The organism is Pectobacterium aroidearum, from assembly GCF_041228105.1.
Classification (GTDB): Bacteria; Pseudomonadota; Gammaproteobacteria; order Enterobacterales; family Enterobacteriaceae; genus Pectobacterium; species Pectobacterium aroidearum.
Genome location: NZ_CP166097.1, coordinates 2,336,564 through 2,361,713, shown reverse-complemented (window position 1 = coordinate 2,361,713; position 25,150 = coordinate 2,336,564). Strand labels below are relative to the sequence as shown.

Sequence of the window (25,150 nt, the reverse complement as noted above, 5' to 3'; positions counted from 1 at the left end):
CGTAAAGCGGACCACTGCGATAAAAACGCGAATGCGTCATCGATAGATAGGAAATAAAAAAGCGGATCACACAGGATAAAGAAAAAACGATGGTATTGAGGGTAAGTAGCTAATGGAGAAACAGTAGGCATTGCAATGAAATACCCAATCACGCAGTGCAAAAGCGCTCAACCTTCGAGTGATGTAATTAACTGATTTAAAAAATGATTATTCACACTGGATGAACATCACTCAACAAAGGTTTAGGTGCAATAAAGTTTTATCATTTGATGCCGTTTATACCATTACACACCAGGCAATACCGAGAACACCATAATGAAAAAAATCCTGCAAAAAACAGCCATCTTGCTCTGCATTGTGGCTGCAACACCGTATACCTTCGCCTCATCCTCTTCATCAACAGGCATCATTCGCTTTGTCGGTGCCATCGTCGAGCCCGTTTGCGATGTTACGACACAGTCAAGCAATGTGACTGTCAGTTGTGAACGGCAAGGAAGAGTACAAACGCTACAAATGAAAAACGGCTCACACTATGCGGCTTTGCCACAAAGCATCGGTTCCGTGAGCGCAAAAACCTTGAGTTCAAATGTACGTATCGTGACCGTCAGCTACGAATAAGGCTGATGGCACCGCGAGATGTCATTTACTGATCTGAAAACGCTACGCCACGTAAGACTGCGGCGTAGCGTTTAACCTATGGGGACATAGTGAAACAGTCGCAGAACGGTTTTTCGCAAATAATCTCGCCCCGCAACAACCCTTTTGACGTTCGATAATACCCTGCCCGCTGCCGTGCAGTGATGTCATACCGCGCCTTTTACACTCAATAACATTTTAATTTTCAGTCCCTCACCAACAAATACATCTATAGTTAATCCAACGCGCTATATTTAGCGCCTCAAGATGGCTTTTATCATAAGGTTTATTCACTACATGCGCATATCAGCCTGGTTGTTATGTTCATTATCATTTATCGCCCCGCTAACTTGGGCTGAATCCCCATCCACAGATACCGACGCGCAGAAGCAGCAGCAAATTTTATTTTTCAATCACGACGATCGGGATGTGGTTCCTGATACGGCGGTCTGGCCGTGGCAGGCTATTGGGCAGTTGGAAACCGCCAGCGGTAACCTCTGCACTGCGACGCTGATCTCCCCTCATCTGGCGCTGACGGCCGGGCATTGCGTGGTCACGCCACCGAAAGGCGAGATCGATAAACCCGTCGCGCTACGCTTTCTGGCGACAGAAAATGGCTGGCGTTATGAAACGACGGAAATTGAAGCACTGGCGAATAAAACCCTCGCCAAAAAATTGAAAGCTGACGGCGAAGGATGGATCGTTCCGCCTTCAGCCGCACCGTTGGATTACGCCCTGATTCGGTTAAAGCAAACGCCGCCGGGAATTCGCCCGCTGCCGCTTTGGCAAGGCAGCCGCCAGGAGTTGATGCAGGCGTTAAAGGATAACGGTCAGCGCGTCACGCAGGCTGGTTACCCGGAAGATCATCAGGAGACGCTTTACCGCCATCAAAACTGTTTGATCACTGGCTGGGTTCACACCGCCGTGATGGCGCACCAGTGCGATACGTTGCCTGGCGATAGCGGTTCCCCTCTGATGCTAAATTCAGCGACAGGCTGGGTGCTTATGGGCATTCAAAGCTCTGCGCCCGATGCCAGTGAACGCGATCGCGCCGATAACCGAGCCGTTTCCGTTACTGCGATTCGTCAGCAGTTAGAAATGTTGGCAAAACAACGTTAACGACTAGCAGATACGCCAGGTAGAAACCGTTATTCAGGGATCACCTGGCGTCCCCGTCTTCCCATCCGCGTCACAGTATAAAAAAATATCTGTTCTATTCTTATCAGAGATATAGGTTATTCATCCATATTGTTACTGTAACAACGGAACAACAATTATCAGGATGCTATTTTTACCTTATTGAAAATGCCATTTTTTATAATTAGATTCTCATTTATTCGCAGAGCGTTTTCTCAGCTAAACGGTTTATTTTTACTCATAAGCAATTGGAAAATATCATGAATTTACAGCGGGCATTGAAACATGAAAACATGACTTAAGACAAAAAATCGCCTGAACCTTAACGGAAAGATAAAGGTGGTATAATAAGTTACCTCAATTTTTAACCTCTATGTTATTGTGTCGCCGTTAAATTAAATTGATGTCGTCGCGATTATTATTGCGGAAAGGAAGAGTCTACATGTTAAAACATTTGAGCCATGACGAAAAAATACGCATGCAGACTCTCGACGAATTACAAAAAACCGATATATCTCAAGACGATATTCTTCACAAGCTCACAAAATTAGCCTGCCAACTGCTCGAAGCCCCGACGGCCCTAGTGACGCTAACCGGCACCAAATCTCTGCACGTTAAAGCAAAAACCCATTTCCCATTGGATGATATGGATAAAATCGGTTCATTCGACCATTTTACCGTACAAACGGGTCAGGCCTTTATCTGCCCTGATGCTATTCATGACGAGCGTTTTAAGGAAAGTCCTTACGTAAAAGGGACGCCGTTTATTCGCTCCTATGCGGGTGTTCCGCTTAAAACCAAAGAAGGTTACGCCATCGGAACATTCAGCATTATCGATTATGTTCCGCGCACGTTCAGTAAAATCCAGCTGCGGTTACTGCATGATTTAGCCGCCATCGCGATAGTATTAATGGAATACCGCAACGCGATTGGACTGATTGATGCCGTGACCCTATTGCCCAACCGCCAGCGCCTCATTGACGACATCAGCCGCATTACCGACATCCACGAGCGCTACCTGCTTATTCTGATTGATACCATCGACATTTCTTACGCCTATGAAATGGGATGCGCGCTGGGTATGCCGACGGTAGAGGGTCTGCTGAAAGATATCGGTATCTTCCTGCGCCTCAGTTTGAGCTCGCCAGAAAATATTTACTGCGCCGCGGTAGGACGCTTCGCCCTGCTGGTGAAGTCGGAAAATAAAGAACAGGTTCTGGCGGAGCTCGATGCCTGTGCCGAGCGGATTCATGAAAGCATCACCAGCCATATTCCGCTCAAGCTGGAATTTTTCGTTGGATATACCGAATTCCAGATCCCGGCCAACGATCCTCAGCGAATCCTGCGTGAATCTATGAGCGCGCTGCGTGCCGCTATCACGACCAATACTCGTCAGTTCGCCTACAACCAAGAGGCCGATAAGGCACAGCAAATCGCGTTTACCTTGCTCAATGAATTGGCCGACGTGTTACAGAACAACAAACCGGGTCTCTATCTGGTTTACCAGCCGAAATTAAGTATCAAGACCAACACCGTTATTGGCGCCGAAGCGCTGATTCGCTGGCGTCACCCTGATTTGGGTGAGATTTACCCTGACCAGTTTATTCCGCTCGCGGAAGGCACCACGCTGATGCGACCATTGACGGACTGGGTTACCCGGGAAGCGGCATGCCAGGTGAAGCAGTGGCGTCAGCAGGGGTTACACTTCCCGGTGTCAATTAACGTTTCTGCCAGAAATTTCTCCGAGAATGATTTTATCCCACGCCTCATCACCATTCTGGAGAACCACGGGCTTACCCCTCAGGATATTGATATCGAATGCGTCGAAACGCAGAAAATCATCGAAAGCACCGAAACACTCGCCACCATTCAAACTCTACAACAACTCGGATTTACCATCGCGCTTGATGATTTTGGCACGGGATATAGTAACCTAAGCTATCTGCGTAATATCCCCTCTACGGTGATAAAGCTGGATAAATCGCTGATTAAAGATATAAAAACGGACCATAAAAGCCGCGTCATTGTGGAATCGATTATCAGTATGCTGCACAAACTGAACTATATTGTGTTGGCGGAAGGCGTAGAAAATAAAGAAACGCTCGACTACCTGGCCTGTTTTGGGTGTGATGAAGTGCAGGGCTACTATTTTTCCCGGCCCATTCCTCCCGAGGCATTCACCACCTGGTTAACAACGCGCTCGTCACAAACCTCGACATAACATCCCCCGTCAGCGGGCTATTCAACAAACGGTATGGAGAACGCGCATGACTCTTCTTACTTCGCAGGATGAGCTCGCTATCAGAAACGCCATGGCGCTACTGGAAGCCCCCTCTTTTGCCATACAGGCGGCGAGTCTGGTTGGAAAACCGATTGAATGGAGCCTATCGAAATTACCCGCCTTGGTGAAAAACAAAATACAGGATGTGGTTCACACGGCGTTGTACAAAGCGGTAGACGCTGCGCTCTATACGCTGGACGATGCGCCCGCTCGCGTGGCGTCGCCAAAGACACATAAACTGGCCGTCGCCGCTTCTGGTGCGGTCAGCGGCTTTTTTGGTGCCGCGGGTCTACTGGTCGAACTGCCTATCAGCACGACGATCATGATGCGTTCCGTGGCGGACATCGCCCGCAGCGAAGGTTTCTCCCTCAGCGATCTTTCCGTTAAAGCCGCTTGTGTGGAAGTTTTCGCGCTCGGTGGAACACAAGAAAGCGATGATGCTGCCGATTCAGCCTATTACACCTCACGCGCCGTTCTGGCTGATATCACCAAACATGCCAGCCGCGAATTAATCGGCATTGCTGGCAAAAAAAGCGCAGGGAAAGCCTCTGCAAGAATGAGCACCTCACAGGCAGGAAAAACGCTGGCAAAGCTGATTGATGCCGTCGCAACCAGACTCGGTGTGACCATGACAGAGAAAATGGCCGCGCAGATTGTCCCGGTGATTGGCGCTGCCAGCGGTGCCGCCATCAATACGCTGTTTATCCACCACTACCAAAACATGGCGAAAGGCCATTTCATCATAAAACGTCTGGAACAGACCTATGGTGAAGAGGCAATCAGGTCGGCTTATCTGGAACTAAAAAACAACCGTCGCGACCTGATGGAATAACAAGAGATTAGCCTTCGACCTGCTCCATCGCCTGCAATACGCGCTTATCCGAGATCGGGAACGGCGTCCCGAGTTGCTGGGCAAAGTAGCTGACGCGCAGTTCTTCAAGCATCCAGCGCACCGCTTTAACGTCGTCATCGTCACGTCGCTCCGCTGGCAGCTTGTTCCACCACTGCTGCCACGCCTGTTGAACCTGCTCCACCTTCAACATCTGTGCCCGATCGCGGTGGACATCCTGTGCCAGTTTCTCCAGACGTCGTTCTATCGCTTGCAGATAGCGCAGCACGTCCGGTAGGCGCTGCCAGCCGTTTTCGGTCACAAAGCCACGGAACACCAGACCGTTCATCTGACTCTTGATATCGCTTAACGCCAGCGCCATCGCCATGTCTACGCGCCCTTTCAGACGTTTATTAATGGTGAAAACGGCCGTCAGGATTTGCTCAACCTGTTTGGCGATATCCACCACCGTATCGTTCAATTCCGCACGCACTTTTTCATGCAACTGCTGGAAGGCTTCTTCCTGCCAGACCGGACCACCGGATGTCTCAATCAGTTTATCCACCGCGCAGGCGATACAGTCATCGATGAGATCCAACACTTTGCCGTACGGGTTGAAATAGAGACCGAGCTTCGCCTTGTTTGGCAGCTTTTCATGTAGATATTTGATCGGTGATGGAATGTTCAACAGCAACAGGCGACGTAGTCCCTGCCGCATCACCTGCTGTTGCTGGTGCGGCGTATCGAACAGACGAATTGCCACGCTATCCTTTTCATCCACCAACGCCGGATAGGCTTTAACCGAGTAACCGCCGCGTTTCTGCTCATAGCAGTCCGGCAATGAACCAAAGCTCCAGACGTGCAGACCGCGCTGCTCCAGCCCATCATCCGCCACGGATGATAGCGTCTGCTGCACTTTATCTTTGAGCTGATCCTTCAAGGCGTTCAGGTCTTTGCCTTCCCGCTGTGTCCGATTCTTCTCATCGATGACGCGGAACGTGATTTTCAGATGATCAGGCACCTGATCCCACTGCCACGCTTCGCGCGGCACTGTCACACCCGTCATCAACCGTAACTCACGCTCCAGCGCATCCAATAGCCCTTTCTCTAGTGGCGTGGTGCGCGCCAGAAACGCTTCGGCGTAGTTCGGCGCGGGAACAAAGTTACGGCGTAATGGTTTAGGCAAGGATTTAATCAGCGCGATCGTCAGTTCGCGCCGCACGCCGGGGATCTGCCACTCGAAGCCCTCTTCACGCACCTGATTGAGGATGGGCAGCGGAATATGCACCGTGACGCCATCCGCATCCGCACCCGGCTCAAACTGATAGGACAGCCGTAATTTCAGACTGCCCTGATGCCAGAAATTCGGATAATCCAGCGCGCTCACCTTCTCCGCGCCGTCTTTAATCAACATGCTCTTTTCAAAATTAAGCAGGTCGGCATTATCCCGGCTGGCGACTTTCCACCACTTGTCAAAGTGGCGCGACGAGATGACATCGTGCGGCAAGCGCTGATCGTAGAAAGCAAACAGCGTCTCGTCATCCACCAGAATGTCGCGGCGGCGCGATTTGTGCTCTAAATCTTCGACCTCCGCCAGCAGCTTGAGGTTAGCGCGGAAAAAGGCGTGATGCGTTTGCCAGTCGCCTTCCACCAGCGCATGGCGGATAAACATCTCACGCGCCAGCGTTGGATCGATTTGGCTGTAGTTCACCTTGCGCGCCGCCACAATCGGCAGCCCGAAAAGCGTCACCTTCTCCTGCGCCATCACCGTGCCCTGCGCTTTTTCCCAATGGGGCTCGCTGTAGCTCCGCTTAATCAGATGCTGGGCTAGCGGTTCGATCCACTCGGGCTCAATACGCGCGGCAATACGTCCCCACAGGCGACTGGTTTCCACCAGTTCAGCCACCATCGTCCACTTAGGCGGCTTTTTGAATAGCCCCGACCCGGGGAAAATCGCAAACCGTGCGTTACGCGCGCCGCTGAACTCCTGTTTCTCAATATCTTTCTGCCCGATATGCGACAACAGCCCGGTGAGCAGCGAGCAGTGAATACTCAGGTAATCGGCCGGTTCGCTGTTGACCGGCAGCCCCAGTTCTTTCACCACCTGACGCAGCTGCGTGTAAATATCTTGCCATTCGCGCACGCGCAGGTAGTTAAGGAAATCGGTGCGGCACTGACGGCGGAACTGACTGGAAGACAGCGTTTTCTGCTGCTCACGCAAGTAGTCCCACAGATTGACGAAAGCCAGAAAATCGGAGTCTTTATCGGCAAAACGGCGATGTTTCTCATCCGATGCCTGCTTCTTATCCAGCGGTCTTTCGCGCGGATCCTGAATCGACAGCGCGGCAGTGATGACCATAACTTCACGCACACAGCCGGTTTTACGCGCTTCCAGCACCATTCGCGCCAAACGTGGATCGATCGGTAATTGCGCCAACTGCTGCCCCTGCGGCGTCAGGCGATAATGCCCATTTTCCGCCAACGTAATGGCACCTAGCTCTTCCAGCAGCCGCACGCCGTCCTGAATATTGCGTTTATCCGGCGCTTCAACAAACGGGAACGCAGCGATATCGCCGAGCCCCAGAGACGTCATTTGCAGAATGACGGAAGCCAGATTGGTACGCAAAATTTCAGGATCGGTAAATTCAGGCCGCGACAAGAAATCCTGCTCGGAATAGAGGCGGATACATACCCCGGCGGCCACACGACCACAGCGCCCTTTACGCTGATTCGCCGATGCCTGTGAGACGGGCTCAATCGGCAGGCGCTGGACTTTGGTACGGAAACTGTAGCGGCTGATACGCGCCGTGCCTGGATCGATCACATAACGAATTCCCGGCACGGTCAATGACGTTTCCGCTACGTTGGTCGCCAGCACGATACGGCGGCCATGATGTGACTGAAAGACGCGGTTCTGCTCCTGATTCGACAGACGCGCGTACAGCGGGAGAATTTCGGTATGCGGCAAGTCCAGACGGGTCAGCGCTTCTGCGGTATCGCGGATTTCACGTTCGCCGCTCATGAAGACCAGAATATCCCCCGGCCCTTCGCGCGTCAGCTCGTCTACCGCATCAAAAATGGCCTGTAGCTGATCGCGTTCGCTGTCGTCGGCATCTTCCACCACAGGACGATAGCGCACATCCACCGGATACGTCCGCCCGGACACTTCGATGATCGGGGCGTTATTAAAGTGGCGAGAAAAACGCTGCGGGTCGATAGTAGCCGACGTAATAATCACTTTTAAATCAGGGCGCTTTGGCAACAGCTGGCGCAAATAGCCCATGATGAAATCGATATTCAGGCTGCGTTCGTGCGCTTCATCGATGATCAATGTGTCGTACTGCATCAACAGGCGATCCTGCTGAATTTCAGCCAGTAAGATACCGTCGGTCATCAGTTTGACCAGCGTATTGTCACTCACCTGATCGTTAAAGCGGACTTTATAGCCGACGCTGCCGCCCAGCGGCGTTTCCAGCTCGGCAGCAATGCGGTCAGCGACGGTTCTGGCCGCCAGACGCCGCGGCTGCGTATGGCCAATCAGGCCGTGCACGCCACGCCCCAGTTCGAGACAGATTTTCGGTAACTGCGTGGTCTTCCCCGACCCCGTCTCGCCCGCGACGATAATCACCTGATGGTTACGCAGCGCTTCGAGTATCTCGTCTTTTTTCTGGCTAACGGGAAGCTGTTCAGGGTAGTGAATCGCCGGACGGCTTGCCCGTCGATTCTCGACTTTCTGGCGCGCCGCGACAATCTCCCCCTCAATTTCCTGCGCGATCGCAGCCTGAGCCTGCGGGCTGCTGACCTTCGCGGCGCCCTGCAAGCGGCGGTGCAGACGCTGCCGATCGCGAAGCATTAGCTCACTTAACTGCGTAGATAATGCACTGAGAGGTGATTTCACGTTGCTCTTCCTTAATCGTTTCTCTAATTCTTTTCTCTGCCGGGACAATACGCGTCGCCGAATCTGGCTCAATTGAGCCTACCTGATTTCAAAACACGGCATGTTTAAACCGTGGAAATGCTTAAACCGTGGGAATTTTTAAGTCGTGGATAGTAGCACATTGTCATAAGCGGCTCTAATCACCCCGCGCAGTCTTATTCAAACATCGTCTTATTCAAGAAAATCGAATAAAGACCTCGAATATTTGCACTTTTCACTTTCCAGAGCACCGCATAAGATGTGACACATCAAAGGGCGTTATGTTGTCGCCCACTTCAATCACTAAAGGAATTGGCAATGAGCAAAGTATTGGTTCTGAAATCAAGCATTCTGGCAGGTTATTCTCAGTCAAACCAACTGGCCGACCACTTCACCGCCGAGTGGCAGTCTGCACATCCAAACGACAGCATCACCGTACGCGACCTGGCCGCTCAACCGATTCCGGTTCTTGATGGCGAATTAGTCGGCGCACTGCGTCCTTCCGATGCTGCACTGACCCCACGTCAGCAAGAAGCGCTGAAACTGTCCGACGATCTGATCGCCGAGCTGCAGGCGCATGACATTATCGTGATCGCCGCGCCAATGTATAACTTCAACATTCCTACCCAGTTGAAGAACTACTTCGACCTGGTTGCCCGTGCTGGCGTCACGTTCCGCTACACCGAGCAAGGCCCAGAAGGTCTGGTGAAAGGTAAACGCGCTATCGTCTTAACCAGCCGTGGCGGTATCCATAAAGGCACAGCAACCGACCTGCTGGAACCGTACCTGCGCGTCTTCCTGGGCTTCCTGGGCCTGACCGACCTTGAGTTCGTATTCGCAGAAGGTTATGGCTACGGCCCGGATGTGGCGCAGAAAGCGACCGAAGCGGCGAAAACCCAGCTGTCTCAACTGGTCACTGCATAACGAATCGTTATTCATCGCGAATCATTGTTACCGACCTTGCCATTATATTGCTTTAATTGGCTTAATTATTGCGCGCCCTCCGGCGCGCTTTTCTTTATCTCATCACCGGCTGCATTGTCCGATTTTTCGAGCAGTTGCGTCGCTTCTTTATCCGCTTTGATGTGAATTTCATGCTCGATCTTCACGTTCATATTGATAGTGATAGGCTCTTTGGGCGCAGCCACTTCGATACGCGGCACACATCCTGTCAGGAAAACGACCGTGCACCATGCCACCAGCAATGTCTCGCTCTTGTTCATTGTTCTGCCTTGAATTTATTCATTTGCCTGTTGTTCCAGCGTATCCCGCAAGTTATCGCCAAAACGTAAGCTGCGCCATAGCTGGAAGATATTCTCCTGATGGCGATAGTTAAGAATAACCTGTCGATTCGCACTGAGCTGCGGATTTTTCCCCTGCACCTGCGAGGCTAATGTCAGTTCACCCTGATTACTCAGGTCAAGCGTGGCATAGGAACGCCCGATCTCCAGATAGCGTAACCAGCCAATTGCCGCACCGCCTGCCAGATTTTTACTCGCTAACTCATCTGCCAATTGGTTATCCAATCGCAGCGTCAGGAAGCCATCATTGGTAATGCGTCCACCTTCAATCAACATGGTGGGGTGATTAAAATTCAACGGAAGCGTACCGCTCACGCGCCCGGACAGCGCGAACTGCTTTTGCTTCAACACCGTCAGCAGTTCGCTGAGATCCACGCTCTTAACGGTAAATAACGCGGGTTCCCGCTGTGGCCAGCGCAGCGTCGATAGCCCGATATGCCCATCCAATACGTCCATATCCGCCTGAGACATAATCAGCGGTCGTCGTTCGCTGTACGGGTAAAAACCCTGGAGATCGACGCGGATATTGCTCATGCGAAACAGGTTATCCAGTACGTCAATTCGCAGCGTGACGGGCTGCCTGACGCCCAGTTGCCAGCGCTGATCTTTCAAGCGGTAAGGCAGAACAAAGTTTACGCCGCTGACTTCACCATCCTGTAACCACAGCCCGCCATTTTTCACAACCCAATGCCCACCCGCGCTGAACCCTTCTTTACGTGCAGCGGAGAAGGCCGCCTGTGCGTAAAACTGTCCGGCGCGAATGTTCATTTTCAACTGTGGGGAAAGCAGAGGCTGAAACACCTTAAGCGGCTGCGTCGGCCACCATGCACCACCGCGCAGTCGCTCACCATCCCAGCGCCCACGCAGTCTGACCGGGCCGATATCTTCAGCCTGAAGCTGCCCCTGTAGCTGGAAATCATCCGGGCTGCGCCCCTGCATCGCCAGCGTTAACAACGAAGGTGGCAGATAGCCACCGTTGCTGAAATGCGTCCGCTCTGAGGCCAGTTGCAACGCCCCTTGAAAGTGCTCACCAGAACGGGCGCGCTGCCAGCGGATCGGCTCCGTAATCGTCAGCCGAGGCTGGTGCACCGTCACAATGCCATAACCCAATTGATCCAGACCGCTCGACAACTGGCTGACTTCGAGCAAGGTGTCCTGCCACTGCCCACGCCCGGCTACGTCCCACTGACCTTTCAGCGGCGGCAGGTGACCATTGCCCCAATAACGCCATTGCCACTGCCCTTGATCCGGCCAGAAATCCTGTGCCTGACCGTCAAGGTGCAGGTTAAAACGTCCCCAGTATGCTTCTCGCGCTTTCACAATCGCCTGTAGTCGTCCATTCACGCCGGTCGCACTGACCCGAACGCCCGCCAGCGGCCAGCGCGCCTCTTCCAGATAAATCTGCGGCGCAGGCGTTCCCCAGGCACGCAGCAGCGCCCCTGGTAAAAGAGCGAGTTCAGGATTGAGGATCGAACCTTGCAACACCCCCGGTAGCGTCGCCGTCAGGGAGAGCGCCGGTAAATTAGCCTGCCCGGTAAGCTGAAAGCGCAATTCGCTGTTGAGCAGGCCAATATTGCCCGGCCCCAGCACCAGTACAGCGTTCGCCTTGCCGTTATGTCCTTGCGTCAACATATTCAAACGCGCATTAATCGTGGTGGCATCCAGCCCTTGTCGCCAATGCTGCAACGTCATGGCGATCTGCCCTGAAAGTGGCTGATCGGCATAAGGCCAACGCCAGACGCCGTTAGTGACCTGAATTACCTCATCCGTCAGTTGCCACGGCAGCGATATCAGCGGCGTGTCATCATTCGCCGCATTCAGCACTAATTCACCAGCTTGATGATGCCAGTCCAGCAGGAGCGAAAGTGGATCCGGCGTCTGTCCTGAATCCAGTTTTCCGGTAAGTCGTCCCTGTATCGGCGCGGCATCCAGCGTATCGGCCAACGTCATTTCACCGCTGACCTGTAGACGTACAAATCCCGCAGGCGTGGCGAGCATACCTTCATGCAGGGTCAGTTGTGTCTCATTCAGTTCAGCCCTAACCACCACTTGATCGCCCTGATAATCCAGCGTTTGTCGCCGTTTACCGTCACTACTGAGTCGCACCTGCCCGGCATAATCCTGCCAGGGCAGCAGCGTAAACGCTTTTATCTGAATATCGGCAGCAGGCAATCGCTGTTGCCACTGCGCCAGTTGCGCTGGGGATTCGGAACGGCTACTCGCTGGCACATGCTGCAGACAATCGCTGTTTAACGTCACGGCATCAATCGCAACATGCCATCGCCAGCCATGCCAACGCAGCGTCATATTCCGTACGTCAACGAGCTGGCACTCGCCAGCCATAATGCTGAACCCCGCGCTATATGGCCCACCGCCCTGCCAGCCAGGCACCCCATTCACGACTAAAGACATCTCCGTGGGCAGCCAGATTGTGGCGATGCGTGGCAGCCACTGCGGCAGCGTTCGCCAGGAAAGAAACAGCAGCGCGACAAGCAGGAAAGCGATTGGAAGTGCATGTTTTTTAATCATTAGCGCGAATTAAGCATCCTGTTCAATAGCGGCAAAAATTCGTCCTATCTGTCTCTGTCGTTTATTCATTCACAAATCGCTCTTTTTGTTAACAAACAATCCTATCCAACTCACATTTACCACCATTGAGCGTACATGCTCATTACCCTTTCGTGGTAAAATGTTTAATTGAGGTTATATTTTGTAATGAACCACGTTATCTCATCATGAACAAAGCGTTTCGGGGTGAACATCAGGATTATCTCCTTCTGTCCGAACCGCCTTAAAAAAAGCAATGAGCAACCTGAACCATTACTGCTATCCACTCATTCATTTCCGTGGATACACCTCAGTTAAATCAGTATTCGGACACAGCATATCAAGGACTGCTTCATGCGTAATAACACCCCTGTCACCGACCGCCAGCTCACTCTTTCTGAAAAAACCAGATTGATGTCGGTCACTACGCCAGAAAGCCATATTACCTATGCAAACAAAGATTTTATTGACGTCAGCGGCTATAGCACCGATGAGCTAATGGGGCAGCCCCATAATCTTATCCGACACCCGGATATGCCACCAGCCGCCTTCGCGGATATGTGGAAAACGCTGCGTGCGGGCAATATCTGGACAGGCATAGTGAAAAATCGGTGTAAAAATGGCGACCATTACTGGGTAAAATCCAGCACTACACCGTTGAGAAAAAGCGGGGAGATTACCGGTTATATGTCGGTGCGAACCGCCGCGTCGCCCGAAGAAATTCGTCAGGCCGAAGCGCTCTACGCCAATGCAAACGAAGGTAAACTGAAATACCGCACCTTCCATCACGGCCTGCTCATTTATACCGGGCCATTACGCATCCTAAGCCTGTTTAAAACCATGCCGCTACGCTGGCGCATCCGTAGCTACTTTCTGCTTTTTAGCCTGATCCCGTTGATCGCCGCCTATTCCCTGCTGGCGGGAACGGCATTGGCTTCCGTACTCTTTCCGCTGCTCATCGCCTGCTGTTTTGTCAGTGGCGAGCTTCTGGTGCACCATATCGCTCGCCCCATTGAACAAATCCTGTCTCAAGCTATGCGTTCCGCTGCCGGCCAGGCAGACAACCTGACGCAGCTTAATCGCGTGGATGAAATTGGCATGTTGATGCGGGCCGTAAATCAGTCTGGTATGAATTTCCGCACCTTCGTGGACGATGTGAACACCAATCTGAGTGAGTTGAAAAACGCCTGTAATGAAATCGCGCAAGGCAACCAGACGTTGGCACAGTGCTGCGAGGAAACGGAAGAAAGCCTGCAACAAACTGCCGCCTCTGTGGAACAGCTGACTGCGACGATAAAAAGCAATGCGGAAGCCTCACTTCAGGCTTCGATATATACGCAGGATGTCAATCAGGCGGTAAATTCTGGAGAACAGGCCGTCAGCCAGGTCTCTACTACCATGGAGACGATCACGCGTTCCAGCGAACGCATTACCGATATCGTCAGCGTGATGGATAACCTCGCATTCCAGACCAATATTCTGGCCGTGAACGCCGCCGTCGAAGCCGCACATGCCGGGGAACAAGGTAAAAGTTTTGCGGTAGTCGCCAGTGAAGTTCGCTCGCTGGCACAGCGCAGCGCTTCCTCTTCCAGCGATATTTCGACCATCATTGACGAAACGCTGAATAGTATTCGTACTGGCGAACAACAGGTTTCGCATACACACAAATCCATGAGCAATATTCTGCTTCAGGTTCAGCATGTCACCAACTTGATGAATGAGATCAGCCTCGCAACACAGGAACAATCTCAGGGGCTGGAACAAATTAATGAAGCAGTAAACCGCATCGATGAACTCACGCATCAGAATACTGCGCTGGCCAGTCAGTCACACTCGGCCACCGATCATCTGCAACAGCAGATATCAAGCATGGTACAGGCCGCGTCTGTCTTCAGCCTTTCTCGCTAAATCTCGTCTTCACGGGCGCTCACGTCAGAGCGCTCGTCGCTCCTCTTCTCGCCATTTCGCCGTTATCCAGCATTCGTTGCCGCAGTGCAAATTCGCAGAGTCATAATATACTTAACAAACGAATGCTTTTGGTCATCGGCACGTGCGTTTATCGCGAGTCGGGTTAGATAACTACTTTCCCGCAGAAAAAATAACGGGCGAAATTAGTGACAATATATAAGTCTACCCGCTAATTATTTCGCAAATATTGCCGTTAATTAAATAGCACTCATCGCTTTCCCGTTCGCTAATAGATCTAAAAATATCATACTTATACCCTAAATAACTCGAGTTGCGTGACAAAACGCTAGGGTTTTGAACAACGCTAAAGCGTTGGCCCGAAGAGTGAACCTCAGGAATGAGGTTCATTAATACCCAGTCACTTACACAAGTAAGTGACTGAGGTGAGTCAGAGCAGTCAACGCACAAGCAGCTTGAAGTATGGTGGGGATATGCTTGCTTATACTAAAAGGATTAATAAATGCGTAAGAATTTTCCGGTCAGTGATATTCAGTATTTATTAGATGAAAAAGCCAAGCTAATGTCGGTTACCACTACCGATAGTCATATCACTTATGCAAATGACGATTTTATTGATGCCAGTGGTTACGACTTTGAAGAAATCCTCCACCAACCTCACAATATCGTGCGCCACCCAGACATGCCTCCGCAGGCGTTTGCCGACATGTGGGCGACGCTAAAGGCAGGTAAAATCTGGACTGCCGTCGTCAAGAACCGCCGCAAGAATGGCGATTACTATTGGGTAAAAGCCAGTACGACACCGCTGATGAAGGAAGGGAAAATAACAGGATATATGTCGGTACGAACTCGGGTTTCACAGGAAGAGATTCGGCAAGCTGAAGCACTTTACCGTCAAATGAATGAGAATAAATTAAAAAACCGCCGACTCTTTCAGGGGCTGCTGATTTATAAAGGACCACTAAAATTTCTTAGCTTATTTAACGTCATTCCCGTACGCTGGCGGATAAGAAGCTACGTATTCCTTTTTATGCTATTTGCGCTGCTTTTCTTACTTGCTACCCTTCCACTCACTACGCCGCTATTAATTTTTGCTTTGGTGCTACTCACTAGCGCGGCCATAACCAGCGAATTATTAGTTCAGCATTTGGCAAAGCCGCTGGAAAAAATTCTACGCCAGGCCATTAATTCCGCATCCGGGCAGGCAGACAACTCGTTTCAGCTTAATCGTGTGGATGAAGTCGGCATGTTACTACGCGCTGTCAATCAATCCGGTATGAACTTCCGCACGTTTGTCGATGATGTCAACGGCAAGCTGGTCGAACTGCGCCACGCTTGCGGCGAGATCGCCTCCGGGAATTACACACTGAGCCAGCGCTGTGAAGATACCGCCCAAAGTCTACAATCCACCGCGTCATCAATGGAAGAACTGACAGCGACGATTCAAAGCAACGCCTCTGCTTCTCAACTCGCGACGCGCTGTGCGAACGATGCCAATCAGGCCGTCGATGCCGGGGAGAAAGCCGTCAGCCAGGTCACAGACACCATGGCAGTCATGACGCGTTCCAGCAAAGAAATCACCGACATCATCAGCGTGCTGGATAATCTGGCGTTCCAGACCAACATTCTGGCGCTCAATGCCGCCGTAGAAGCCGCTCACGCAGGAGAACAGGGTAAGAGTTTCGCCGTGGTCGCAGGGGAAGTGCGTATTTTGGCGCAGCGTAGCGCCGCCGCCGCCAAAGACATCGCGGAAATTATCGATACCACGATCGCCAATATTCACACCAGCGATAAACTGGTCAATCACACCAGCCAGTCGATGAACAATATATTGACGCAGGTGCAGCAGGTTACGCAGCTTGTGAATCAGATCAGTCTGGCGACACAGGAACAATCGCAAGGGCTGGGGCAAATTAACTCAGCGGTGAACAACATTGATGAATTGACACGTCAGAACACGATTTTGGCCACACATTCCAGTTCTGCCATTAACAGCCTGGAACAGCAGATCTCCACGATGTCTGAAGCCGTGTCAGTTTTCAGTACGCCTCGCTAAACCCGCTCTTACGCTCTTATTGCCCCGTCAATTTCAAACCGTTACTGTCAGTCAGGTAACGGTTTGTCACCGCCCTATTTTCTGATAGCTTAATCTAAGGATTTTTCGGAGAAACTATCAATGAAACTGGCAATTTACAGCACCAAGCAGTATGACCGTAAATATCTGGAGCAGGTCAATCAGCAGTTTGGCTATGAGCTGGAGTTTTTTGATTTCATGCTGACATCGCGCACCGCGAAAACAGCCGCGGGCTGTCAAGCTGTCTGCATCTTTGTGAACGATGACGGTGGTCGCGAGGTGTTAACCGAGCTGGCAGAGATGGGCATTAAAACGCTGGCGCTACGTTGTGCAGGCTTTAACAACGTCGATTTAGACGCGGCGAAGGAACTGGGCATCAGTGTGGTGCGCGTTCCCGCGTATTCCCCTGAGGCCGTCGCCGAGCACGCCGTCGGATTGATGCTGACGCTTAACCGCCGTATTCACCGCGCTTATCAGCGTACTCGCGATGCGAACTTCTCTCTGGAAGGGTTGATTGGATTCAATATGCACAACCGGACGGCGGGCATTATCGGCACCGGAAAAATCGGCATCGCCACCATGCGTATCCTGAAAGGTTTTGGCATGCGCCTGCTGGCCTTCGATCCCTATCCAAACCCGCAGGCATTGGAATTAGGGGCAGAGTATGTCGATCTGAAAACGCTGTATGCCAACGCGGATGTCATCTCCCTGCACTGCCCGCTGACGCCGGAGAATCATCACCTGCTGAATCAGGCAGCCTTTGCACAAATGAAAAACGGCGTCATGATCGTCAATACCAGCCGTGGTGGACTGATCGACTCACAGGCGGCTATCGACGCGCTGAAACAACAAAAAATCGGTGCGCTGGGTATGGACGTTTATGAAAACGAACGCGATCTCTTCTTCGCCGATAAATCCAACGATGTGATTCAGGACGATGTTTTCCGCCGCTTGTCCGCGTGCCATAACGTACTGTTCACCGGGCATCAGGCATTCCTGACGGAAGAAGCGCTGATCAGCATTTCTCAAACCACGCTCCAGAACCTCAAAGACATCAGCCAGAACGCGCCTTGTGCAAATCTGGTTACACTTTAAGTCATTCCTGCGGCAGTACTGACTGCCGCACACTTACCCCGCAGGACAGCTTCCATTCATCAGCGACTGTTCGCTACAGCGCTTACCATTGGCTAACTGGCAGGCCCCTACGCTCGCACCGTCAAGCTGCCGAGAGATCCCCATCGTGCCGCCAATCAGCGTACAGTTGACGTCAACCGGAGAGCTGCTTTTCAGCAACACGACGGCATTCTTATCATCATTTTGCGTGGTATCTTGCTGGGTAGCCGCAGCGTTCTGGCTATGATTGCTGCATCCTGCCAGTAACAACACAGCGGCAGTACACAGCCATGGCAATAATTTCATGTTTTGGCCTCAGATCGGGTGGAGAGTCGGCTCTGACACCACATTTGGCATCAACACCTATCGAATAGATTTTTCAGACAAGGACTATATCTATCACACCTCGGGACGACAACACAGGGTTCAATGCGGGTAATCGGGAAAAGATCAAGGAAATGGTGGGTTATCTGGGAAGTGGGGCAACTATAAAGCACAAGCATTATGGTCTGGCCCAAATGTTTTTGTTTTGATAATGCCCCTTCTTTATGAAGGGGACATATTTTCCATTTTAAAGATACAAGCTTAAAAAATCCGCAATCAGTTCCATCTCTGCCAGTCTTCAAAGAAGACTTTGTGCGCTTTTTCTTCATCTTCCAGGAGCTCTTCTACCCCTGTTCGAATAATACAGTCGCTTTGAGGATATGCTGAACAGGTTAATATAAATCTAACTTTCTGCTTATCGCTTAGAAACGTACCATCCGATTGATCAACGAGACCGCTAATCAGTAACGCAGCACATGAAGAGCATGCTCCGGCACGACATGAATAAGGTGAATCAACACCAGCCTCTTCAAGTGAATCTAAAATACAAACATCATCAGGAGCCTGAATTACAGCCCCTGTGGTTAAATCTCTAATTGTATAAGTATGTCCCATCACTTTTATCCTTTTATAAAAATTGAAATTTTTTACCGTACACAGAAACACTTCGCGCGATTACATCCAGGCCGTCTTTTATTTGAGTCATCAGCGCGATGCTCTTTATCAACGACCTCCTCTTTTTTATTAACGTCTTCTGACACATGTTCATTTTTCAAACGTTCATTGTTTTCTTTTTCCATTTTTCCCCTCTTTATTAAATTGATTAGTGAGCATGGTGGAAATTTCCGCTCAGCCAATGACAGCTGTCACAGCGCGAGAGATATATTACGTCTAATTCCTATTTTGTTATTTTAAAGCACTTTACTAATCAGACGGTTGCTGGGCAGCATCGAATGCTCGGTTTGCGTTACCGAGCGAGTGAGCGGGTACATAAATGTACAACAGTATTCGATAGCAACATTACGATGAGGGATAAGGGAAATGCTCAGAATGCAAACGTGATTAATCTATACTTATTACATAATCGTCTCATATTAAAATATAATTTCACATGAAATAATTTTCATTATCACCAATTTTTTTAAAACACTCTAGCCACTAGCAAAACACCTAAATATTCTTATTTTATTTCTTGATATACTTTCATCTTATTCATATAAAGAGAATGGCACTCTCCCTTGCCAAAGAAAATAAAATAACCTAGTCTCACTTTACTGCCCTGTGAAAAATATTAATAGGGCAACACAGCAATTGAATTATCCATTAAATTAAATGAGGTGAAATAATGTCAGATCAACTTTCTGGTGGATGGACTGCTTTCCGTGATTTGAATGATGCTGATAAATCACTTTTTAAATCTACCGTACATTTGCTGGGTGTGGCTTACACACCGCTATTTGTTGCAACACAGGTGGTATCCGGTACGAACTACTCGTTCCTGACGAAAGGCACGGTAACGACCCCAGAAGCCCCGCTAAAAATTGTCAAAATTCATATTTATAAGCCACTGAGCGGCGATGCGCACATTACTAAAATTGAAGAAGTCTTACCACAATAAATAGTTCATAGAAAAAATGACACTACGGCTAGGTTGCTTATCTCACTAGCCGTAGCGTTGTTTATATCTTCTACTTCCCTGCTTTTCCAGAACCACCTCCTGCCTTGCCTGAATTTCCGCCTGAAGATGAAGGAGCATTACCTCTATTTCCGCCCGATGGATTTCCGGTTGTGCTAGGCCAGTTTCCTCCCTGTTGAGGGTGACTGGACGATGATCCCCTTGATGTGCCTTTACTCATGATATCTTCCTCTCTTGGTTAAAGACTCCTCTATCAGGATAGTCATAAGCGGCACCGTTGCCAAAAATGGCTTCAGTTCTCGATAACATACAAACAGAATCGGTATTCTGTTTGTATGTTATCACTTTGAAAAAGTTAGTAAAAGTAGCGATCCCCCCTCGACCATAGAGCCATTGTGGAACGCTGGCGTAAAACGATCTGGTATTCGTCGCCGTAATCCGTACCATACACGCCAGATAGCTGACCAGCTCACGCTTTATCGCTGGTTTTAAAGCTTTTTTCAATAACGTCTTTCAGTGCGCGGCACTCGAGATTCAGATCCGCAAACATCTGTTTCAGCCGGCGGTTTTCATCCTCGAGGCTTTTCATCTTTTTGATATCAGAGGCTTCCATACCGCCAAACTTCGCTTTCCAGTTGTAGTACGAAGCCTCAGAGATCCCGGCTTCGACGGACTTCAGAACGGCGATAATCTGATGTTCGGTGAATCGGGCTTTGTGCATGGCGATCTCCTCCAGGGACATAATCAGTATGCCGGAAGATCTCTAAAAATGAATGGTCCGGTTTACCGGGATGCTTACGTAACTTGCTCAGTCTGTTCTCAATTGACTCAATCTGGGCAATGTTGCGATCAAGTCCTTGCTCAGCCTTGATGAACTTATCGTAAAGCTCAATGCGCGCTTCGACTGATTCAGCATTCTGTAAATCCTCCATGATTTTGTTCAGCGTTTTCGTCACTGACAGCGCACGGGCTCGAATGAAAATCAGCTCATCACGCAGATCAGAATCCTTGGCTGCATCGAACAACTCATCGGCATCCAGATATTTAGCGTAAGCACCGTGTGTTCTAGCGTATTGATTACCGCGTGGAAATGCGTTTGTCGGCCCCCCGTATTGCCGGGGTTTCCCTCAGTAAAGCGACCATTGGAATCTCTGCCGTGCCTTTTCGTTTCAGGTGCGGAGGCTTCGCAGCTGTCGTTGTCTGTGTTTGCTGATTCCTAAATGCCATTATAGCCAGAATTACCGCGCTTTTTCTCGCTTTTGCGAACAGAGAATTTTCGAACGCCTGTTTAATGAAATCCTGTGCAGCCTGTATCGTGATCTGACGCTTCGCAGAGTTATATGGAACCTCATGCTGAGCGCACCAATCCACTGGAAAGATTCTCGTCGCTGAGTATGCGTTTGCATAATCGGTCAGCAGCTTTTTCCAATCGTACTTAACCATAGCGTCCTACTGAGTAAGCATTATAGAGCCACCTCTGGGAAGTGACTCTGGAATGCCTTACTCACCGCACTCCGGTTGTGGCTTAACACATAGTACAGTTAGCCTTTGGCCTGAATCTTTTTCTCAATGTGTTGATCGGTGACTTGTGTCATGTACTTGCCTTTTGTTGGGACGATGAAAGCACCGACGGATGCTGACCGGTGCTTTTCATACTGTACTTCATCATTACTATTAGATTGTGATAACTGTTATTATCTTAAATAGATGATGCATAGGTATACTCAATAAGGAATGCAAACTATGGGATGGAAAAAAAAAGCAATATTCAGTGTCTTGATAACCGTGGTTTCGCTATCAGTGTATAAATATTACTCTCAGTTCATTGGACCTTCATGTGACGAGATCACTTATGAGCAAGTAGTAACTAATGTACAAGATGATCTAATCGAGCATCGCATACCACGTTGGCTAAAACTAAGACCAACCTCTCCCGACATTGCTTCACCTGATATCATCTTTGATAAAGAAAACACATCTAGAACAGTAGATGTTTATCTATTACCAGTAACCGTATCCTACCCAAAAAAATCTCATCAGTTGTTTGCCATGTATGAATGCAAAAGCGGTTCTGTTGAATATAGCGTCAAGAACTGAGCAAGTTTATAAACGCTGACCACGCCCAGAAATATCAAGTGTGCCAGGGATTTGAATTTCATAAGGAGTACCGTTGAATTTATCAAGTACTCCTGTTGACCACTCTCCTAACCTGTCACGATGGGTACTAGGATTGGCATCATAAAGATCATTATAAGCACGAATCCCACCATTATAACTCCATGCACCATCGGGTGAAATACTAAGAACCCCTTCTGTTTTTAGCGTAATATTGCCAAGATAGGAAGCAGGGATAATGCCGTCTAGCACAGTATTACGATTGAAATCACTGCTAATATCAAATCGACCAATAAAACCTTGATTGATAATATTCATGATCGGTGGAATTTGACTAACATCAATAGAAAGCCCTACGTCATTTATATTAATAGATTTATTAGTTCCATTACCAAACAAATAATGTCGGAAAGCATCTACTGGGGTAAACAACCCGTCTAAAAGTTCTGGAGAATCGTTGCCACCAAGTAATCCGAATAAATACTCAGACATATCACGATATGAATCATAACCCAATAGCATTTCCTCCACCCCAGTTTTAATAACACAATTGCTATTAGGGTATGCCGCACAAGTCAATACAAAATATTTCTGTTGCTCTTCGTCTAAAAAAGAAGCATCACGCTGATCAACACTCCCACTAATAAGTAGAGCTACACATGATGAGCATGACCCAGCACGGCAAGAATAGGGTAAATCAAGCCCTGCTTCTTCAGCAGCATCGAGTATATAAGTATCGTCAGAACATTCAAACTCAACATTACCTGTCAAATCTTTAATTTTATAAGTAGCCATACTCATTATCCTTTTATTTAAATAAAAATTTATCGTGCGCAGTGGCATTTCTTTCTATTACATCCGTTCTTCCTTTTGGCATTATCGGTGGGAATACTTACCGATTCATTTTTTTCCTCCTTCGTATCGAGTTTTTTAGAGTCTTGCTCTGATTGAACGTATTTATCTTTCAACATTTTTTCCTCTTATTGTAAAAAACTCTCTATCGCGAGTTTTGGTTTAAATTTTTCTCGTATAGCATCCAATTGTCTATTAACCTGCTCAATCGCCGTCAGTAACGGGTCAATCCAGTAAACGGCCTGCCCATACGTCAATCGGCACCCGGAGGCTGCGGTACTAACACTGGCTGCGTCAACTCCGCTGGCAGTGGCACGCATTGCGCTGGCACGTAGACGGTGCGCGTAGTCGAGCAACCCAGTAACGACATCATCAGGCACACACTCACGACTAGCAGGACTACGTTTAATAATTGTCCTGTAAACAATCTGCTTTTCATTAGAATTCGCTTTAATAATTGCGCCGTGTTGATTCGCGTTGCGCGCGATTTCGTTATAACGATGGAACTGAAGCGACTGCCCGGCGATAATAGCTTGCTGACTTGTATTGATATCGTCCGACTGCTGCTTATCCCGCTGCGCAATATCCTTATCCCATCGCAATCCCTGCGTATACCAACCCGCGCAGGACGCAGCAGCCAACCCGCCGCATAGCAGCAGCGCTTTCATTTTCGTGGTTAACATGGTTTCTCTGTTAAAAAGTGAGAGGATTGATGAGGGGGAGTAATTTAGATTTCACGTAGCGTCGCCAAAACAACGCTAGAAAGGCTAATTTTTAGACAAATTAATCTGTTTTAGGACAAAGTGCCGAATTCCTATCATCGCAATACATAGCAAAATAATGCTATCGGCCTGTCTATCTGATCCACTTCCACCAATCAGCGCCCCCATGCACGAAATAGAAAGTGCCGAATACATTAGTTTGCCGATTACTCCATCTTTAACGTGGTCACTGAACACGCACCACCCAGCCCACAAAAGAATGGTGACGTAGGCGATGGTGAAAATCATTGTGCACCTCCACCAAATCGGGATCGGATGAGCCCCCACAGATCGGCAGCTTCAATGGCTTTGATAACGGCAGCAATCAACGAACCGCCAAACGCACCCAGAAGAAAGCCAATCCCACCAGCCGACGAAGGATTGATATTGAAATAATCACCAACAATGCCTGTCAGGTAGTGGGCGCAGGCGCTACCCGTGAAAACAAAGATCGCGATCCCGCGTGCCGTTCTTAAGTCGCTCTGGAATGGTACAGATATCAGTGCACCAATGAGCCCGGCTACCGCCCATTGAGATTGCTCCCACAGTCGGGATAGCCATTCCATTACGCAGCCCCCTGGTACTTGGCATATGCACTCTCAAGTTTGGTGTCATAGCGATTTTTGGCATACGCTGGACCGTTGTAAATTCGGGCGAAGGTTGCCCAATCACGACTTTTCAGCGCCGATAGCAGTTTGTTATCCGCTTTAATAAAGCGCACGAACGTATCGAGTTGGCCGGCCGCTGTGTATTGGGCGTTAATGAAAGCTTGTAATGTCGGGTAGCCGCAAGTTTTCCAGTGGTAACCCATGATCTGGAATGCTCCCCACGATGCAGATTGCAACGCGCAGCCGCGATCAATAACTGTCGCAGCCCGGTCCATATCTTTATCCTCTTTATCGGTGGACTGATAACTACCAGGTTTACGAGCCACCAGATCAGGATGTTTCGCTAATTCGGTATTTGCCCGATCACCGCCGAAATGTTTCGTCAGTTGCTGGTACATGACATGCGGCTCATATTGCACTTTGACCCGACCATCCGATAGAAATCCGCTGCCGTTACTTTCTACTTCGGTCACAGCTTTAACCGTAGCAACCGGAACACCTAAACCACTCGCGGCGACCCGGTAATCTAAAAGGGTGAGAATTTTGGACATAACACGTTCTATGTGCAGGAAATAAAAAAGCCTGCTGGGCGAACCATGCAGGCTTGAGGACTGACCAATAAAAAACCGGAGCAGCTTTCTGAGGCATACTCCGGTATCTTTTCGCGAATTTAGCGCGTATAGGCGATTAGGTAAATTGGGTTTCTGTAGTAATCCGGCGTCTTTTAATGCCAAGACAACATCCATTTGCCCATTTTGATTTTTCGCTGCTTTATCGCAACGCTCTGTCGCTTTTTTCCATAAATCAGATTTAGAATGTTTTTGGGCAGGTTCACTTAATAACCTTTCAGCCGCCGCTACTGCGTATTTTTTATTTGGGCTTTCCGGCGGTAAATAATTCCCTCTTGGAATGCCTTTTACATAACCATCCTGACACAGCCCAAGAAATGCAGATTTGGGGCAACCCTTTTTTTGGCTTTCTTTGCTATCCGTAAAATGTGTTATTGAGTATTCCCAGCACTCTTTTGGATTTGGTTTATTAAAATTGTCGAATGCAGCCACCACGGCCACTGCTGTTTCACCATAAATTCCCAT

23 protein-coding genes and 2 pseudogenes are annotated in these 25,150 nt (G+C 49.5%); 10 read left to right on the top strand and 15 right to left on the bottom strand.

Translation table 11 applies throughout. From position 1 onward, the window contains the following. Positions 1 to 315: 315 nt before the first annotated feature. The 4 genes from AB8809_RS10895 (at position 316) to AB8809_RS10880 (ending at position 4,886) form a co-directional block, all read left to right on the top strand. Positions 316 to 618 (top strand): hypothetical protein, encoded by a 303-nt coding sequence (locus tag AB8809_RS10895; RefSeq protein WP_015840508.1) that lies wholly within the window; start codon positions 316 to 318, stop codon positions 616 to 618. A 315-nt stretch (positions 619 to 933) separates the two neighbouring features. Beyond that, positions 934 to 1,755 (top strand): serine protease, encoded by an 822-nt coding sequence (locus tag AB8809_RS10890; RefSeq protein WP_015840509.1) that lies wholly within the window; start codon positions 934 to 936, stop codon positions 1,753 to 1,755. Positions 1,756 to 2,215: 460 nt separating this feature from the next. Next, positions 2,216 to 3,994 (top strand): EAL domain-containing protein, encoded by a 1,779-nt coding sequence (locus AB8809_RS10885; RefSeq protein ID WP_182100164.1) that lies wholly within the window; start codon positions 2,216 to 2,218, stop codon positions 3,992 to 3,994. A gap of 46 nt (positions 3,995 to 4,040) precedes the next feature. Further along, positions 4,041 to 4,886, top strand: coding sequence for an EcsC family protein (locus AB8809_RS10880; RefSeq protein WP_181846906.1), 846 nt, complete (start codon positions 4,041 to 4,043; stop codon positions 4,884 to 4,886). A gap of 7 nt (positions 4,887 to 4,893) precedes the next feature. On the opposite strand, the gene hrpA is transcribed toward AB8809_RS10880, so the two are convergent. Continuing rightward, on the bottom strand, positions 4,894 to 8,781 hold the full coding sequence (gene hrpA, locus AB8809_RS10875) for an ATP-dependent RNA helicase HrpA (RefSeq protein ID WP_349856011.1): 3,888 nt from the start codon (positions 8,779 to 8,781) through the stop codon (positions 4,894 to 4,896). Between the two features lie 336 nt (positions 8,782 to 9,117). On the opposite strand from hrpA, the gene AB8809_RS10870 reads away from it, so the two are divergent. Next, positions 9,118 to 9,723, top strand: a complete 606-nt coding sequence (locus tag AB8809_RS10870) for an FMN-dependent NADH-azoreductase (RefSeq protein WP_015840513.1) — start codon at positions 9,118 to 9,120, stop codon at positions 9,721 to 9,723. 65 nt (positions 9,724 to 9,788) lie between these two features. Here the strand turns inward: AB8809_RS10870 and AB8809_RS10865 are convergent, their stop codons facing one another. Further along, positions 9,789 to 10,022 carry a YnbE family lipoprotein gene (locus AB8809_RS10865; RefSeq protein ID WP_015840514.1) on the bottom strand — a complete coding sequence of 78 codons (234 nt, stop codon included), beginning with the start codon at positions 10,020 to 10,022 and terminating at the stop codon, positions 9,789 to 9,791. A gap of 15 nt (positions 10,023 to 10,037) precedes the next feature. Then, positions 10,038 to 12,629: a YdbH family protein gene (locus AB8809_RS10860; protein WP_349856012.1), complete on the bottom strand. Its 2,592-nt coding sequence runs from the start codon at positions 12,627 to 12,629 to the stop codon at positions 10,038 to 10,040. Positions 12,630 to 13,001: 372 nt separating this feature from the next. On the opposite strand from AB8809_RS10860, the gene AB8809_RS10855 reads away from it, so the two are divergent. The 3 genes from AB8809_RS10855 (at position 13,002) to AB8809_RS10845 (ending at position 17,742) form a co-directional block, all read left to right on the top strand. After that, positions 13,002 to 14,555: a PAS domain-containing methyl-accepting chemotaxis protein gene (locus AB8809_RS10855; protein WP_015840516.1), complete on the top strand. Its 1,554-nt coding sequence runs from the start codon at positions 13,002 to 13,004 to the stop codon at positions 14,553 to 14,555. Positions 14,556 to 15,075: 520 nt separating this feature from the next. Continuing rightward, positions 15,076 to 16,629 (top strand): PAS domain-containing methyl-accepting chemotaxis protein, encoded by a 1,554-nt coding sequence (locus AB8809_RS10850; protein ID WP_181828696.1) that lies wholly within the window; start codon positions 15,076 to 15,078, stop codon positions 16,627 to 16,629. A 120-nt stretch (positions 16,630 to 16,749) separates the two neighbouring features. Then, entirely contained in the window at positions 16,750 to 17,742 is a 993-nt protein-coding gene (locus AB8809_RS10845; RefSeq protein WP_349856013.1) for a 2-hydroxyacid dehydrogenase, read from the top strand. 33 nt (positions 17,743 to 17,775) lie between these two features. On the opposite strand, the gene AB8809_RS10840 is transcribed toward AB8809_RS10845, so the two are convergent. From AB8809_RS10840 to AB8809_RS10830, 3 genes are all read right to left on the bottom strand, one after another. Then, entirely contained in the window at positions 17,776 to 18,066 is a 291-nt protein-coding gene (locus tag AB8809_RS10840) for a DUF333 domain-containing protein (RefSeq protein WP_180778024.1), read from the bottom strand. A 294-nt stretch (positions 18,067 to 18,360) separates the two neighbouring features. Continuing rightward, on the bottom strand, positions 18,361 to 18,699 hold the full coding sequence (locus tag AB8809_RS10835) for a 2Fe-2S iron-sulfur cluster-binding protein (RefSeq protein ID WP_300991967.1): 339 nt from the start codon (positions 18,697 to 18,699) through the stop codon (positions 18,361 to 18,363). Positions 18,700 to 18,731: 32 nt separating this feature from the next. Further along, a complete protein-coding gene (locus AB8809_RS10830; RefSeq protein WP_369987480.1) occupies positions 18,732 to 18,884 on the bottom strand; it encodes a hypothetical protein in 153 nt (50 codons plus the stop codon). 545 nt (positions 18,885 to 19,429) lie between these two features. Between AB8809_RS10830 and AB8809_RS10825 the strand changes: the two genes are divergently transcribed. After that, a complete protein-coding gene (locus tag AB8809_RS10825; protein WP_014915626.1) occupies positions 19,430 to 19,702 on the top strand; it encodes a hypothetical protein in 273 nt (90 codons plus the stop codon). Between the two features lie 471 nt (positions 19,703 to 20,173). Here AB8809_RS10825 and AB8809_RS10820 read toward each other — a convergent pair. The 3 genes and pseudogenes from AB8809_RS10820 to AB8809_RS10810 all read right to left on the bottom strand — a co-directional run. Then, a pseudogene (locus AB8809_RS10820) lies at positions 20,174 to 20,441 on the bottom strand (transposase); the annotation flags it as partial. Then, positions 20,371 to 20,745, bottom strand: a complete 375-nt coding sequence (locus tag AB8809_RS10815; protein ID WP_349856014.1) for a hypothetical protein — start codon at positions 20,743 to 20,745, stop codon at positions 20,371 to 20,373. The pseudogene AB8809_RS10820 and the gene AB8809_RS10815, both read right to left, overlap by 71 nt. Before the next feature lie 52 nt (positions 20,746 to 20,797). After that, the gene (locus tag AB8809_RS10810) at positions 20,798 to 21,163 is read right to left on the bottom strand and encodes a hypothetical protein (RefSeq protein WP_349856015.1); all 366 of its coding nucleotides are present in this window, start codon (positions 21,161 to 21,163) and stop codon (positions 20,798 to 20,800) included. Between the two features lie 300 nt (positions 21,164 to 21,463). Here AB8809_RS10810 and AB8809_RS10805 point away from each other — a divergent pair, with 300 nt between their 5' ends. After that, positions 21,464 to 21,817, top strand: a complete 354-nt coding sequence (locus AB8809_RS10805; RefSeq protein ID WP_336712816.1) for a hypothetical protein — start codon at positions 21,464 to 21,466, stop codon at positions 21,815 to 21,817. 6 nt (positions 21,818 to 21,823) lie between these two features. On the opposite strand, the gene AB8809_RS10800 is transcribed toward AB8809_RS10805, so the two are convergent. From AB8809_RS10800 to AB8809_RS10775, 6 genes and pseudogenes are all read right to left on the bottom strand, one after another. After that, on the bottom strand, positions 21,824 to 22,357 hold the full coding sequence (locus AB8809_RS10800; RefSeq protein WP_349856260.1) for a lipid II-degrading bacteriocin: 534 nt from the start codon (positions 22,355 to 22,357) through the stop codon (positions 21,824 to 21,826). Continuing rightward, positions 22,352 to 22,630: pseudogene (locus tag AB8809_RS10795) on the bottom strand (2Fe-2S iron-sulfur cluster-binding protein); the annotation flags it as partial. The pseudogene AB8809_RS10795 and the gene AB8809_RS10800, both read right to left, overlap by 6 nt. A gap of 185 nt (positions 22,631 to 22,815) precedes the next feature. Next, on the bottom strand, positions 22,816 to 23,370 hold the full coding sequence (locus tag AB8809_RS10790; RefSeq protein WP_349856016.1) for a hypothetical protein: 555 nt from the start codon (positions 23,368 to 23,370) through the stop codon (positions 22,816 to 22,818). A gap of 84 nt (positions 23,371 to 23,454) precedes the next feature. After that, on the bottom strand, positions 23,455 to 23,697 hold the full coding sequence (locus AB8809_RS10785) for a hypothetical protein (RefSeq protein WP_349856017.1): 243 nt from the start codon (positions 23,695 to 23,697) through the stop codon (positions 23,455 to 23,457). Continuing rightward, positions 23,694 to 24,014 (bottom strand): MFS transporter, encoded by a 321-nt coding sequence (locus tag AB8809_RS10780; protein ID WP_349856018.1) that lies wholly within the window; start codon positions 24,012 to 24,014, stop codon positions 23,694 to 23,696. The genes AB8809_RS10785 and AB8809_RS10780 overlap by 4 nt, the downstream gene beginning before the upstream one ends. Beyond that, on the bottom strand, positions 24,014 to 25,150 hold the full coding sequence (locus AB8809_RS10775) for an N-acetylmuramidase family protein (protein WP_349856019.1): 1,137 nt from the start codon (positions 25,148 to 25,150) through the stop codon (positions 24,014 to 24,016). The genes AB8809_RS10780 and AB8809_RS10775 overlap by 1 nt, the downstream gene beginning before the upstream one ends.